17 protein-coding genes are annotated in these 13,142 nt (G+C 69.3%); 10 read left to right on the forward strand and 7 right to left on the reverse strand.

The window, feature by feature from the left end:
- Window positions 1-52 precede the first annotated feature (52 nt).
- Window positions 53-505 carry a nitroreductase family deazaflavin-dependent oxidoreductase gene (locus tag VXD91_RS30675; protein WP_346417146.1) on the forward strand — a complete coding sequence of 151 codons (453 nt, stop codon included), beginning with the start codon at window positions 53-55 and terminating at the stop codon, window positions 503-505.
- A 73-nt stretch (window positions 506-578) separates the two neighbouring features.
- Here VXD91_RS30675 and VXD91_RS30680 read toward each other — a convergent pair whose 3' ends face one another.
- On the reverse strand, window positions 579-854 hold the full coding sequence (locus VXD91_RS30680; RefSeq protein WP_029105169.1) for a hypothetical protein: 276 nt from the start codon (window positions 852-854) through the stop codon (window positions 579-581).
- A gap of 101 nt (window positions 855-955) precedes the next feature.
- Here VXD91_RS30680 and VXD91_RS30685 point away from each other — a divergent pair, with 101 nt between their 5' ends.
- From VXD91_RS30685 to VXD91_RS30705, 5 genes are all read left to right on the forward strand, one after another.
- Window positions 956-1,873, forward strand: a complete 918-nt coding sequence (locus VXD91_RS30685; RefSeq protein WP_346417147.1) for a 1,4-dihydroxy-2-naphthoyl-CoA synthase — start codon at window positions 956-958, stop codon at window positions 1,871-1,873.
- 119 nt (window positions 1,874-1,992) lie between these two features.
- On the forward strand, window positions 1,993-2,460 hold the full coding sequence (locus VXD91_RS30690; RefSeq protein WP_346417148.1) for a hypothetical protein: 468 nt from the start codon (window positions 1,993-1,995) through the stop codon (window positions 2,458-2,460).
- 20 nt (window positions 2,461-2,480) lie between these two features.
- A complete protein-coding gene (gene bluB / locus VXD91_RS30695) occupies window positions 2,481-3,140 on the forward strand; it encodes a 5,6-dimethylbenzimidazole synthase (protein WP_346417149.1) in 660 nt (219 codons plus the stop codon).
- Between the two features lie 23 nt (window positions 3,141-3,163).
- Complete coding sequence (locus tag VXD91_RS30700; RefSeq protein ID WP_346417150.1) at window positions 3,164-4,036, forward strand: SDR family oxidoreductase; 873 nt, start codon at window positions 3,164-3,166, stop codon at window positions 4,034-4,036.
- Between the two features lie 4 nt (window positions 4,037-4,040).
- The gene (locus tag VXD91_RS30705) at window positions 4,041-4,430 is read left to right on the forward strand and encodes a VOC family protein (RefSeq protein ID WP_212807028.1); all 390 of its coding nucleotides are present in this window, start codon (window positions 4,041-4,043) and stop codon (window positions 4,428-4,430) included.
- 37 nt (window positions 4,431-4,467) lie between these two features.
- Here the strand turns inward: VXD91_RS30705 and VXD91_RS30710 are convergent, their stop codons facing one another.
- Genes VXD91_RS30710 through VXD91_RS30720 form a run of 3 tightly spaced genes read right to left on the reverse strand, consistent with a single transcriptional unit; the run spans window position 4,468 to window position 6,349 of the window.
- Window positions 4,468-4,776: a DUF3349 domain-containing protein gene (locus VXD91_RS30710; RefSeq protein ID WP_061004071.1), complete on the reverse strand. Its 309-nt coding sequence runs from the start codon at window positions 4,774-4,776 to the stop codon at window positions 4,468-4,470.
- 11 nt (window positions 4,777-4,787) lie between these two features.
- On the reverse strand, window positions 4,788-5,069 hold the full coding sequence (locus VXD91_RS30715; protein WP_212807029.1) for a hypothetical protein: 282 nt from the start codon (window positions 5,067-5,069) through the stop codon (window positions 4,788-4,790).
- A 32-nt stretch (window positions 5,070-5,101) separates the two neighbouring features.
- Window positions 5,102-6,349, reverse strand: a complete 1,248-nt coding sequence (locus tag VXD91_RS30720) for an inorganic phosphate transporter (RefSeq protein ID WP_212807030.1) — start codon at window positions 6,347-6,349, stop codon at window positions 5,102-5,104.
- A 272-nt stretch (window positions 6,350-6,621) separates the two neighbouring features.
- On the opposite strand from VXD91_RS30720, the gene VXD91_RS30725 reads away from it, so the two are divergent.
- The 3 genes from VXD91_RS30725 to VXD91_RS30735 all read left to right on the forward strand — a co-directional run bounded on the left by VXD91_RS30725 (window position 6,622) and on the right by VXD91_RS30735 (window position 9,903).
- Window positions 6,622-6,945, forward strand: coding sequence for a DUF3349 domain-containing protein (locus tag VXD91_RS30725; protein ID WP_346417151.1), 324 nt, complete (start codon window positions 6,622-6,624; stop codon window positions 6,943-6,945).
- Window positions 6,946-6,992: 47 nt separating this feature from the next.
- Window positions 6,993-8,090 (forward strand): o-succinylbenzoate--CoA ligase, encoded by a 1,098-nt coding sequence (gene menE, locus VXD91_RS30730; protein WP_346417171.1) that lies wholly within the window; start codon window positions 6,993-6,995, stop codon window positions 8,088-8,090.
- A gap of 133 nt (window positions 8,091-8,223) precedes the next feature.
- Window positions 8,224-9,903: a DUF4407 domain-containing protein gene (locus tag VXD91_RS30735; RefSeq protein WP_346417152.1), complete on the forward strand. Its 1,680-nt coding sequence runs from the start codon at window positions 8,224-8,226 to the stop codon at window positions 9,901-9,903.
- 56 nt (window positions 9,904-9,959) lie between these two features.
- On the opposite strand, the gene VXD91_RS30740 is transcribed toward VXD91_RS30735, so the two are convergent.
- From VXD91_RS30740 to VXD91_RS30750, 3 genes are read right to left on the reverse strand one after another with little or no spacing between them, the layout of a single operon-like run.
- On the reverse strand, window positions 9,960-11,075 hold the full coding sequence (locus tag VXD91_RS30740) for a nitronate monooxygenase (RefSeq protein WP_346417153.1): 1,116 nt from the start codon (window positions 11,073-11,075) through the stop codon (window positions 9,960-9,962).
- Between the two features lie 49 nt (window positions 11,076-11,124).
- A complete protein-coding gene (locus VXD91_RS30745; protein ID WP_346417154.1) occupies window positions 11,125-11,901 on the reverse strand; it encodes an S-methyl-5'-thioadenosine phosphorylase in 777 nt (258 codons plus the stop codon).
- A gap of 3 nt (window positions 11,902-11,904) precedes the next feature.
- Window positions 11,905-12,225 carry a hypothetical protein gene (locus tag VXD91_RS30750; RefSeq protein WP_346417155.1) on the reverse strand — a complete coding sequence of 107 codons (321 nt, stop codon included), beginning with the start codon at window positions 12,223-12,225 and terminating at the stop codon, window positions 11,905-11,907.
- 35 nt (window positions 12,226-12,260) lie between these two features.
- On the opposite strand from VXD91_RS30750, the gene VXD91_RS30755 reads away from it, so the two are divergent.
- Window positions 12,261-13,136 (forward strand): 1,4-dihydroxy-2-naphthoate polyprenyltransferase, encoded by an 876-nt coding sequence (locus VXD91_RS30755; RefSeq protein WP_346417156.1) that lies wholly within the window; start codon window positions 12,261-12,263, stop codon window positions 13,134-13,136.
- Window positions 13,137-13,142 lie beyond the last annotated feature (6 nt).

Genomic DNA, 13,142 nt, shown 5'->3' on the forward strand with positions numbered 1-13,142 from the left:
GGGCGAACATAGCACGCCAGCGCGGTTTCGGCGCCTCGTCTAGCCTCGGGTCATGGCCTCGGACAGCGACGCGAATCTCAAGCCACCCTGGTGGCTCAAGCCCATGAACAAGGTGATGATGGCGGTCATGCGGGTGGTCCCGATCAAGGGCCCCGTGGTGCTGACCGTGCCCGGCCGCAAGTCCGGTGAACCGCGGTCGACGCCCATCACCCCGTTCGAGGTCGACGGCCGGCGCTACGTGGTGGGCGGGTTCCCGAATGCCGACTGGGTGCGCAACGCGCGCGCCGCGGCCACTGCCACCGTCACGCAGGGGCGTCATCGCGAAGAGGTCCGGCTGTTCGAGGTACCCGCCGACGAGGCCCGGCCGCTGTTGCGGCAGTTCCCGATCCTGGTGCCGACGGGCGTCGGCTTCATGAAGAACGCTGGCCTGGTGACCGGGCCCAACCCCGACGAATTCGAAGCACTCGCCGGCCGCTGCGCGGTGTTCCGGTTCGACCCCGTCTAGACACCGACGAGCGTGGGGGCTGACGAGAAATCCGGCCCGGATTTCCGCGTCAACCCCCACGCTCGGTAGTCGGCTAGATGTGCGGCGCGTTCTTGATCGGGGCGTCCTGCTGGCCGACGGTCTGACACCACGCGAGTGCCGACGCGCGCGTCCCCGACACCTCGAGGGACGACGGATCGGCGCCCTTGCGGTCCTTGATCATCTTGTTGACCGCTTCGTTCTGCGTCTTCTCGTCGGCGCCGACGAAGTCCTTGCACTTGGTGTCGCCGCCCTGCACAGCCGGCGAGCATCCGACCAGCATCAGTCCGGCAATGACACTCGACACCACCACGCCTGCTGACCGCTTCATCAAGGTCCTCCTGTATTCGGGCCGCGAACGGCCGCTGATTGTGTCCGATCTAGTACCCCTGGGTGGCGCGGACCAAACACCGTCGGCTCTAAGGTCGAGGCGTGAACGCAGACAATCCGTTTGACCCGCAGCTCTGGCAGCCGGTGACCGAACTCGGTGAACTCACCGACATCACCTACCACCGCCACGTGCTCGACGGTAAGCCGCAGCCGACGGTCCGGATCGCCTTCGACCGGCCCGACGTGCGCAACGCCTTCCGGCCACACACCGTCGACGAGCTCTACCGCGCCCTCGACCATGCCCGGATGAGCCCCGACGTCGGCGTCATCCTGCTCACCGGCAACGGACCGTCGTCCAAGGACGGCGGCTGGGCCTTCTGCTCCGGTGGCGACCAGCGCATCCGCGGCCGCAGCGGCTACCAGTACGCGTCCGGCGAGACCGCCGAATCCGTCGACCCGGCCCGCGCCGGGCGCCTGCACATCCTCGAGGTGCAGCGGCTCATCCGGTTCATGCCCAAGCCCGTGATCTGCCTCGTCAACGGCTGGGCGGCCGGCGGCGGCCACAGCCTGCACGTGGTCTGCGACCTGACCCTGGCCAGCCGCGAACACGCGCGGTTCAAGCAGACCGACGCCGACGTCGGCAGCTTCGACGGCGGCTACGGCTCCGCGTACCTGGCGCGGCAGACCGGGCAGAAATTCGCCCGCGAGATCTTCTTCCTGGGCCGTGCCTACGACGCCGAGACCATGCACAAGATGGGCGCCGTCAACGAGGTCGTGGACCACAAGGACCTGGAAACCGTTGCGCTGCAATGGGCGGCCGAGATCAACGGCAAGTCGCCACAGGCCATCCGGATGCTGAAGTTCGCGTTCAACCTGCTCGACGACGGCCTGGTGGGTCAGCAGATCTTCGCCGGCGAGGCCACCCGTCTGGCCTACATGACCGACGAAGCCGTCGAGGGCCGGGACGCGTTCCTGCAGAAGCGCGACCCGGACTGGAGCGAGTTCCCCCGCTACTTCTGAGGTTCGGCGGGGCCCTGTCCGTCATCTGGACGACAACCCGCTGTGTGCTTTCCCATGAGTGCGCTGTGTATCCGCTTAGGCGCGCGCCGATGGTGGACACCTCGCGTCACACTTGGCACGTGGACGTCGGGACGCGAGCGCGAATCGGCCAGTGGGCGCTGGGGGCCGAGGGTTTCGCGCTGGGCGTCTTCGGCGGCACCGGTCTGGCGTGGTCCATGGCGAACCCGCATTTCGGCGCCGCCGGGGCGCCCCTCATGTGGCTGCGGGTCACGCCGCTGCACTGCGCGCTGCTGCTCGTGGTCGGCGTGGTGACCGTCTTCGCCGCGTTCGGCCGCGGCGCGGCGCGGTTCAACCGCGTCGCCGCCGTCGGCTGGTTCATCGTGACGGCGGTGTGCGTGGCGGCAACCTCGAGTCACAGCCCGGGACCTCTGGGTTTCGACTCGCGTGACACCGTCCTGTACGCGATCCTCACCGGCTACAACGTGACCCTTGCGGCGTGGTTCGCCTTCCCCCACCGGACCACGCCCGCAGGGCAGCCACCCCGCCGTTTCCACCGGCGTCACTCAGACGCGATCGGATCCCGCTGATCCCTGTTAGCCTCCCTCCGGTGAGCGAGCCGAGTTACTCCGACGCCGAACGCGCAGCCGTCTACCGCGTCATGTCCGAGCGTCGGGACATGCGGCACTTCACGCCGAATTCCACGGTGCCCGAAGAGGTTCTGCGCCGCATCCTGGAGGCCGCGCACATGGCGCCGAGTGTCGGGCTGATGCAGCCCTGGCGCTTCCTGCGCATCACCGACCCGGCCGTCCGGACGGCGATCAAGAAGCTCGTCGACGCCGAGCGCATCCAGACGGGCGAGGCCCTCGGGCCGCGCGAGGCGGAGTTCCTGGCGCTGAAGGTCGAAGGCATCGGCGACTGCGCCGAGCTGTTCGTGGTGGCCCTCGGCGACGATCGCGAGCGTCACATCTTCGGCCGCCGGACCATGCCCCACATGGACCTGGCGTCGGTGTCGTGCGCCATCCAGAACATGTGGCTGGCCGCCCGCGCGGAAGGCCTTGGGCTGGGCTGGGTTTCGCTGTTCGACCCGGCCGAGCTGGCCGCCCTCCTCGGCATGCCCGAGGGCGCCGAACCGATCGCGGTGCTGTGCGTCGGCCCGGTACCGGAGTTCCCGGACCGCCCCGAACTCGAGATCGTCGGCTGGACGACGGCGCGCCCGCTCGACGAACTCGTGTACACCAACGTCTGGCCCGTCACCGGAACGAGCTGACGCCGCGGCCCTAAGCTCAGGGGGTGAGCAAGAGTCCCCTACGGCGCGTCTCCGAGAGCCTGCTGCTCGCCGGCATGCGACCGCCCCTGATCGAACGGTTGTCGGGCCACGGCGAGGTCGACCTGGCCGGGAAACGCATCGTGCTGACGGGAGCGTCGTCGGGCATCGGCGAGGCGGCCGCCGCCAAGTTCGCGCACCTCGGGGCGACGGTCGTCATCGTCGCCCGCCGGGCCGAACTGCTGGACAAGGTGGCCGCCCGGATCACCCACAGCGGCGGTGACGCCATCGCGCGGCCGTGCGACCTGTCCGACATGGACGCCATCGACAAGCTGGTGACCGACGTGGAAGCCGAGCTGGGCGGCGTCGACATCCTGATCAACAACGCCGGCCGCTCCATCCGCCGGCCGCTGGCCGAGTCCCTGGACCGCTGGCACGACCTCGAACGCACCATGACGCTGAACTACTACTCGCCGCTGCGCCTGGTGCGCGGCTTCGCCCCCGGCATGCTCGAGCGCGGCGACGGGCACATCATCAACGTGTCGACGTGGGGTGTGATGAACGAGTCGTCGCCGCTGTTCTCGGTGTACAACGCGTCCAAGTCGGCACTGACCGCGGTGAGCCGGGTCATCGAAACCGAGTGGGGCGCAAGCGGAGTGCACTCCTCGACACTGTTCTATCCGCTGGTGAAGACGCCGATGATCGCGCCGACCCGCGCCTTCGACGGCATGCCCGGCCTGTCGGCCGACGAAGCCGCCGACTGGATGGTCACCGCGGCCAAGACCCGCCCGGTGCGCATCGCGCCCCGGATCGCGGTGACGTCGCACGCGCTCAACAGTTTCGTGCCCGGCCTGGTCGACCAGCTGATGAAACGCCGACGCGCGCAGTCGATCGGGTGACGCGATGGAGATCCTCGCCAGCCGCATCCTGATCCGGCCCGTCGACTACGCGAAGTCGGTGGCGTTCTACCGCGACGCCATCGGCCTGGCCATCGCCCGCGAATACGGTGCCGGCACAGTATTTTACGCCGGGCAGTCGCTCATCGAACTCGCCGGCCACGGCCGTGACGACGACGGCCCGACGGTTCCGTTCCCGGGTGCGCTGTGGCTGCAGGTGCGCGACGTCTACCAGACCCAGGCCGAGCTCGAGGCCCGCGGAGTGGCGATCTCCCGTGCGGCGCGGCAGGAACCGTGGGGCCTGCACGAACTGCACGTCACCGATCCTGATCAGGTCACCTTGATCTTCGTCCAGGTGCCCGACACCCACCCACTACGACGCGACACCCGGAGTTAGCACTCCGGGTGTCGCGGGTGGTGAGTTCTGCGGCGCGTCAGCGCGCCGGCGTCGCCAGCGGCCAGCCGACCGAGGCCAGTCGCGCCGACACCTGGTGGATGTCGTCGGGGCTGGGCTCCTGGTTGGTGACGGCCGCGATGGCGGCGTGAATCTCGGCCTCGGTGACGGGGCTCTCGCCGTCGTTGGTGCGCAGGATGGACCGCGCCGCCTCGACGACCTCGTCCTCCGTGAGCGAACGCTTCAGCAGCGCCAGCACCGGGTAGTAGTCCTTCGGCGGCACACCGTCGGGGTATCCCGCCCGCAGCCACTTCAGGACATTCTCGAACAATCCATTGGATTCAGTCATTGTCCGTCAGCTCACTTCTTCAGAAAGGGGAACAGGTCGACGCCGGTGTGGTGGATGATCGTGGACCGGGTGATCCACAGGATCGCGAGCAGGACGACGGCTCCGACCAGCACGAACAGCGCCAGACCCAGGTACTTGAGGATCGGGTTGGGGGCCGTGACCGTCCCATCGGAGTGCTCGCCGCCGGCCCCGTTGGAGTAGGCGACGAGGCCACCCGCGAACACCGCGGGGAGTCCGGCACCGAGGATCAAACCCACGACGAGGACCTTGAGGATGGCTTCCAAGTAATGCATCAGTGATTCCTTCTGGTTCGGTTCGCGGGGAATCAGACGCCGGCGGATTCGGGCGACTTGGCGGCAGCCTCACGGACGTCGGCGGGCACCACGGAGTTGGTGGACGCGTCCCATTCAGCGTTGACGTTGTTGTGGTCGACCTTCTGCTGCTGCGCACGCCAGTACATGAAGCCCGACAGCGCGACCAGGATGACGAAGATCGTGCCGTCGCCCACCAGCGCGGAACCGGTGGCGGACTTCAGGCCGTAGGACAGCCAGTACGACAGGGCACCGACCAGCGCCGCGGCCGGCAGCGTGATCAGCCAGGCCATGGCCATGCGTCCGGCGACGGCCCAGCGGACCGAAGCGCCGGGCTTGCCGACGCCACTGCCCAGGATCGAGCCCGTGGCGACGTGAGTGGTCGAGAGCGCCATGCCGGCGGCGCTCGAGCTCAGGATGATCGCGGCCGAGGACGCCTCGGCGGCGAGGCCCTGCGGGGACTCGATCTCGACGAGGCCCTTGCCCAGGGTGCGGATGACGCGCCAGCCGCCGATGTAGGTGCCCAGGCCGATGGCGAGGGCGCAGGAGGCGATGATCCAGAACGGCAGGCCGTCCTTCTTCACGTCGCCGGTCAGGTGGCCGGTGGTGATGAGGGCCAGGGCGATGACACCCATGGTCTTCTGCGCGTCGTTGGTGCCGTGGGACAGCGCGACCAGCGATGCGGTGGCGATCTGGCCCCAGCGGAAGCCTTCCTCACGGCGCTTCTTGATGACGTTGCGCGTGATCCGGTAGACCAGCCAGGTGCCCACGGCGGCCACGAGGCCCGCGATGAACGGTGCCGCGACAGCCGGGATCAGCACCTTCTGGATGACACCGCTCCAGTTGATGCCCGCGGTGCCGAGCGCGGCCAGGCCGGCACCGATCAGTCCGCCGAAGAGCGCGTGCGACGAGCTGGAAGGGATGCCGAACAGCCAGGTGAGGAGGTTCCACAGGATGCCGCCGATGAGGCCGGCGAAGATGATGGTGAGTCCGGTCGACGCGTCGATGGACTTCAGGAGGTGCCCGGACTTACTGTCCTGAATCTTCAGCACCGAGGTGGTGACGGTGACGGCGACCTCGACTGACAGGAACGCGCCGACCAAGTTCAGGACGCCGGCCAGCAGCACGGCGGTCTTGGGCTTCAGCGCGCCTGTGGCGATCGAGGTCGCCATGGCATTACCGGTATCGTGAAATCCATTCGTGAAGTCAAATGCCAGTGCTGTTGCGATCAACAGCACCAGGATGACCAACTCTGCGCTCATGGCGCTCATTCTGGTGTAACGGCGCCGTTTTTTGCGAGTTACAGCTACCCCGAAATCGGACCACGACCTGGCGCTTTCCAGTTCTGTTCAATGTGTTCACTGAGTGTTCATCGGCTTGTGAGGTCCGGTTACGCCACCAACGCGCTGTTCACGGCGTCGAGGGCTACCGTGTCGGTGAGCCCGCCGCGACCGCGTCTACCGTGTCGGGGCGCAGGATTGTGACTATCGATGTGGACGGCACTGGACGTCCTGGACCCGCAGGAGGTGACGCCATGAATGTTTTCCTCAGCAAGATCGTGGCGTGGCTGCAGGCCGGTTATCCCGACGGCATCCCCGCCACCGACCGGGTGCCGCTGTTGGCGCTGCTGTCCCGGCGCCTGACCAACGACGAGGTCAAGTCCGTCGCCCGCGGGCTGATGAATCGTGGCGAATTCGATGACATCGACATCGGCGTACTGATCACGCGGATCACCGACGAACTCCCCCGCGCCGAGGATGTGGAGCGGGTGCGGGCGCGGCTGGCCGCCAAGGGCTGGCCGCTCGACGATCCCCGCGACCCGATCGACGGCGAGCCCGGCGACGGAGGCGTGGCATAGCTGTTCTGCATCCGGTCGCCGTCGGATCCGGCGACGCGGCCCTCGCCCTGATCCCGACGTTGGCGCAGGCCCTGGACGGCCGCGGCGCGCTACTGCCGGTGCCGGCCGACGATGACCGCCAGGCCGTGCTGCTGACGGAGACGCTGCGCGCCGGCGAAGCCGTCGACGACGACGTGGCCCTGGTGGTCTCGACGTCGGGTTCCACCGGAATCCCCAAGGGCGCCTTGCTTTCCGCCGCGGCGTTGCACGCCAGCGCCGACGCCACGCATGACCGGCTCGGCGGGCCCGGCCGGTGGCTGCTGGCACTGCCGGCCTACCACGTCGCCGGAGTGCAGGTTCTGGTGCGGAGCCTGCGGGCCGGCACCACGCCCGTCGCACTGGACCCGGGTTTCGACGTCAGTGAACTGCCTTCTGCGGTAAGGGCTTTGGGTTCGGGACGGCGCTACACGTCACTGGTCTCGGTACAGCTGGCCAAGATCCTGGCCGATCCCGCCGCGACCGCGGCGCTCGCCGAACTGGACGCCGTCCTGATCGGCGGCGGCCCCATGCCGCCGGGAATCGGCGAAAAGGCCGCGGCCGCAGGCATTTCCGTGGTCCGCACCTACGGGATGAGCGAGACCTGCGGCGGCTGCGTCTACGACGGACGACCGCTGAGCGGCGTCCGGCTGCGCATCGACGACACCGGCCGAATTTCGTTGGGCGGCCCCACGCTGGCGTCGGGTTACCGAAATCCCGTCGACCCGTCGCCGTTCGTGGCGGGCTGGTTCGTCACCGATGACATTGGCGCCGTGGATGATTCGGGCGTGCTGCGGGTACTGGGCCGCATCGACGACGCCATCGCCACCGGCGGTCTCAAGGTGCTGCCCGCGCTCGTCGAGTCGGCCCTGGCGGGCCATCCGGCCATCGCCGAATGCGCCGTGTTCGGCGTGCCCGACGAACGGCTGGGCCAACGGGTGGCCGTGGCCGTCGTGCTCCACCCGGGCGCGGCCACACCCACCGTGGCTGACCTGCGGGAATACGTCAGCGTCACACTGGCCGCCACCGCCGCCCCACGTGAGGTGCACGTGGTCGCCGAACTCCCCCGCCGCGGGATCGGCAAGCTCGACCGGCGGGCCCTGACGCTGCAGTACCAGAAAAACGCCTGATCGGCCCGTGATGCCGGTCACAGCACCGGCGCTTGATTCGGTGACCGGCCCGGCTCTCTGGGACCCTGGAACGCGGACCGGAAGAGTTGGAGTTTCCATGCCTGCCCACAGACAGCCTGACAACCATCCTGCGGTGACCGCCCTGACCTGGTCGGGAGGCGTGCTGGCCTGGGCCGTGGCCGCCGCCGTCGCCGCCCCGTCCACCGGTCTGCCACTGGCCGTCGTGCTGCCCGTGACCCTGATTTTCGGTGCGCTGGTGGTCGTGGCCATCCGCAGCACCGTCGCCAGCGCCCGCGGCACCGCCGGCCGGGCGGCCCTGGCCGTCGCGATCGGCCTGCTGGTCGGTGAACTGGCCGCGATGACGCTGTTCAGCAATGCCATCACCCAGCGTCTGGACGCCGAGGCCGCGGCTCGCGCCGCGACCACGCCGGCCGTGGCCACCGCGCAGGGCCAGTTGGATGCGCTGCGCGCGAGCCGCGGTGCGCTCGACGCCGCCGTCGACTCCGCCCGGCAGCGTCGTGACGACGCTCAGGTCGTGGCCCGCTGCGAATACCACCCGACGCCGTCGTGCGCCCAGCAGCCCGTCACCGGTGTGCCCGGTGACGGCCAGATCACCCAGAACACGCAGGACATCCTCGAGCACGACCAGCGCGAGCTCGATGCCGCACTGGCGGCCCGGGGCGAGCAGGCCCCGACCCTCGACGCGCGGATCGCCGGTGCCGAGCACGCGGTCACGGCCGCGCGCGATGCGGCCGGCGCCGGCGCGGACCGCGGTTTCGGCGCGCGCTGGGTCGCGATGAACGGCTACACCATCGACACGCCTGCCGCGCTGGTGGCGCGCATCGCCGTGGTCGGCGTCTGCGTCCTGCTGTACCTGCTGCCGATGCTGCTGCACGCCCGGCAGGACCGCACCCTGCGCGAGCGCCACGACGAGTCCCGGCTGCGGGCCGAGCTGCGCGCCGAGACCGCCATCGCGGTCAAGCAGGCCGAGGTGCGGGCCGAAGCCGAGATTCTGAAGGCCGAACACCAGCTGGCCGCCATGAAGCTCGCGCTCGAGACCGACGCCGAGATCAACCGCGAATATCACCGCCAGCGCGTCGCCGAAGCCCTCACCGGCGAGCCGGCGCAGCCCGCGCTCGCGGCCCCCACCGCCGAGGTGCTGCGGCCCGATTCGCCGCCGCAGCCCATGTACTCCGACTGGGACGAACTCATGGCGTTCCCGGACCCGCAGCGGCGGTCGTTGAACGCCGCACCGGCGCCGGAGCCCGAACCGGCCGAACCGGCCGCCACGGCCGAACTCGTCCCGATCGGCGACGAGCGGGACGAGAACCTGCCGGTGCAGGCGACCAGCCAGCCCGCAGGCGGCCTGACACTGCCGCAACTGCCCGACCTCACCAAAGTTGCGGCTCGCCTGCTGCGTCCGCTGGTGGCGCCCGTCGCGCCCGTGGTGGACCGCGTCATCGACACGTCGGTGCAGCAGCTGCGCTCGGCGCAGAAGGTCATCGAGGAGTTCGAGGAGATCACGTTCACGCTGCGCCGGACGTCGCGGACGACGGTGACCGAGAATGAGCACGAGCAGTCGTCGGGCCCGCGCGCCGCGGACCACGGCCAGGCGCTCGGCGCGGGCCAGGGCATCCACCCGCGCGTCGAACCCCAGTGGGCCGCACCGCAGATGAACGCGACGTTCGCACCGACGACGCCGCTGCGGGGCGCCGACCCGTACACCGCACTCGACGGCACCGACACCACGATCATCGACGCCGCCGACGAACGCCGTCAGCTCAAGGAAGGCCGCCGCGCCATCGAGCCGTAACCTAGGGATTTGTGCACGATTTTCCGCGCCTCGCGCGGAAAATCGTGCACAAAACCCTAGGGCAGCGAGCGGTTCAGGCGCTCGGTGGCGGCCAGGTAGTCCTCGATGAACTCGCGGACGACCTCGCGGGCGGGCTTGACCTTGTTCATCAGGCCGACGCCCTGGCCGACGAAGTAGGTCGCCAACTGCTGGGCGCCCGGATGGCCCTGGGCGGCGAGCCGATCGACGCGCCGGATCACCGGCTCGCTCAGCATGTTCTGCAGCGGCAGCGGAAGTGGCTTGCGGCCACCGTCGTTCGGCGCCCAGGCATCCGTCCAGTCCGAAACCAGTTGGCGTGCGGGCTTTCCGGTACGCCCCGCCGACCGCACGGTGTCGCGTGACGTGGCGGCCAGCATCTTCTGCTTGGTGGCCGGCGCGGTCTCGGCCTCCTCGGTGGTCAGCCACACCGAACCGGTCCAGGCCCCGGCGGCGCCCAGCGCGACCGCCGCGGCCATCTGCCGGCCGGTGACGATGCCGCCCGCCGCCAGCACGGGGACCGAATCATCAATCGCCTCAATCACTTCCGGCACCACGACGAGTGTGGACACCTCACCACAGTGCCCGCCGGCCTCGGTGCCCTGCGCGACGATGAGGTCCACCCCGGCCGCGACCTGCTTGACGGCGTGCTCCTTGGCGCCGACCAGCGCGGCCACCGGAATCCCCCGCTCGCGGCCCGCCTCGATCATGTAATCCGGCGGCACCCCAAGGGCATTGGCGATCAGCTTGATGGGGTGGCTCAACGCCACGTCGAGCAGGTCGTGCCCGGTGTTGCCGGACAGCACCGACCCGCCGGTGCGGACCTTTTCCTCTGGCTCGATGCCGTGGTCGATGAGCAGTTGGGTGACGAATTCCCGGTATTCCGAAGGGATTCGGTCGGCCAGTTGGCCGTCCGACAGGTTCTCGCCCTTGCCTTCGAATTTCGCCGGCACGATGATGTCCGCACCGTAGGGCCGGCCGCCGACGTGATCATCGATCCAGGCGAGTTCCCGGTCGAGCTGCTCGGGCGTGTACGCCGTCGCGCCCAGCACGCCGAAGCCGCCGGCGTTGGTGACCGCGGCGACCACGTCGCGGCAATGGCTGAAGGCGAAGAGCGGAAAGTCGATGCCGAGCTGTTCGCAGATGCGGGAAGTCACCCCGTCAGTTTTGCCACCCCGACTTGACGGGTGTCAAGAGCCGCCTCGATCAGGGCAGTTCAAACGGCAGCTTCACCCCGGCGTGGGCCAGGCAGTGGGTACACGTTCGTTCGGCCGGGACGGTCGCAAGGGCCTGCTGCACCAGCGCCTTGAACATGGGGGTGTTGCGCTCGAACTCCGCGAAGACGTCGACGGTGGTGACGCCGGCGCCGGCCTCGATGCCCGCGTCCAGATCGGTCACCAAAGCGATTGCTGCATAACACATCTCGAGTTCACGGGCCAGCACGGCCTCGGGGTAGCCGGTCATGTTCACCAACGTGAACCCCTGGGCCGCGAACCACTGGCTCTCGGCGCGGGTGGAGAACCGGGGCCCCTGGATGACCACCATGGTGCCGCCGTCGATGACGCCCGGCTGCTCGGCGGCCACGGCGCGCAGTGTCGGACAGTACGGATCGGCGAAGCCGACGTGGATACCGCCGGCGTCGAAGTAGGTGTCCTCGCGGCTGCGGGTGCGGTCCACCAGCTGGTCGGGCACGACCACGGCGCCGGGGCCGAGATCCGCGGTCAGGCTGCCGACGGCGCACGGGGCGAAAATCCGCCGCACCCCGAGCTTGCGCAGCGCCCACATGTTGGCGCGGTACGGCACCGTGTGCGGCGAGTACTCGTGCTTGAGCCCGTGCCGTGGCAGGAACGCCACCTCGTGTCCGCCGACGGCCCCGATGGTGACCGGCGCGCTCGGCGTGCCGTAGGGCGTGTCGACGGTGACGGTGCGCGCGTCGTCCCCGAAGAACGTGTAGAAACCGCTACCGCCGATGACTCCCAGCATCCGTTATTCGGCGTCGGTCTTGGGCGTATCCACGGGTTCCGACGTCACGGCCGTGACGGGCGTCGGCGCGGGCACATCCGCGTCGTCCGCCACGTCGTCGTCCTCGATATCCTCGGCCTCGTCCTGTTCCAGCTGCGCGCGGGCCCGCCGGGCGCCGTCGCGGATCTCGAATGCGTCGGTGGCCAGGGCGCCGATGGAGCTCGCCACGTCCTTGACGGCGGTGACGACGATGTTCATGACCTCGCCGACGGTGCCTGCGACGGCTTCGACGGATTCCTGCACGACATCTTTGCGAATCTCGTTCTTGCTGAGCCGATCCTTCATGCCGATAAGTGTAGGGGCGTGGGACGATTGCGCGCGTGGCCAGTCTTTCGCAGTGGATAGAGGGCGCCCGACCGCGGACCCTCCCGAATGCCGTCGCTCCCGTGCTGGCAGGTACCGGTGCCGCCGCCTGGGTCGGCGGTGAGGTGTGGTGGAAAGCGGCTCTGGCCCTTGTGGTTTCGATATCGCTGATCATCGGGGTCAACTACGCCAACGACTACTCCGACGGCATCCGCGGCACCGATGACGACCGGTCCGGGCCGGTGCGCCTGGTCGGGGCCAGGTTGGCCTCCCCGCAGGCGGTGCTGGCGGCGGCCGTGATCAGCCTGTCCATCGGCGCCGGTGCCGGCCTGGCGCTGGCCCTGGTTAGTCAGCCGTGGCTGATCGCCGTCGGCGCGGCGTGCATCGCCGGCGCCTGGCTGTACACCGGCGGCACCAACCCGTACGGCTATCGCGGGCTCGGCGAGGTCGCGGTGTTCGTGTTCTTCGGGCTGGTCGCCGTGCTCGGCACGCAGTACACGCAGGCCCTGCGGGTCGACTGGGTGGGACTCGTGCTCGCCATCGCGGTCGGGTCCTTGTCGTCGGCGGTGTTGGTGGCCAACAACCTTCGCGACATTCCCACTGATCAGGTGTCGGGCAAGATCACGCTCGCGGTGCGGCTCGGCGACGCCCGCACCCGCCAGCTGTTCCAGGTGCTGACGCTGCTGCCGTTCGTGCTGACCGCGGTCCTGACGCTCGCGACCCCGTGGTGCCTGGTCGGCTTCGCGGCGGCACCGCTGGCGGTCCGCGCGGCCAAGCCGGTGCGCTCAGGTCTCGGCGGTCGCGAGCTGATCCCCGTGCTCAAGGACACCGGGTTGACGATGCTGGTGTGGGCCGCCCTGATCACCGCGGTGCTGGTGGCGGTCAAGCCCTAGCCCGGG

Source organism: Mycobacterium sp. SM3041, assembly GCF_039668335.1.
Lineage (GTDB): Bacteria > Actinomycetota > Actinomycetes > Mycobacteriales > Mycobacteriaceae > Mycobacterium.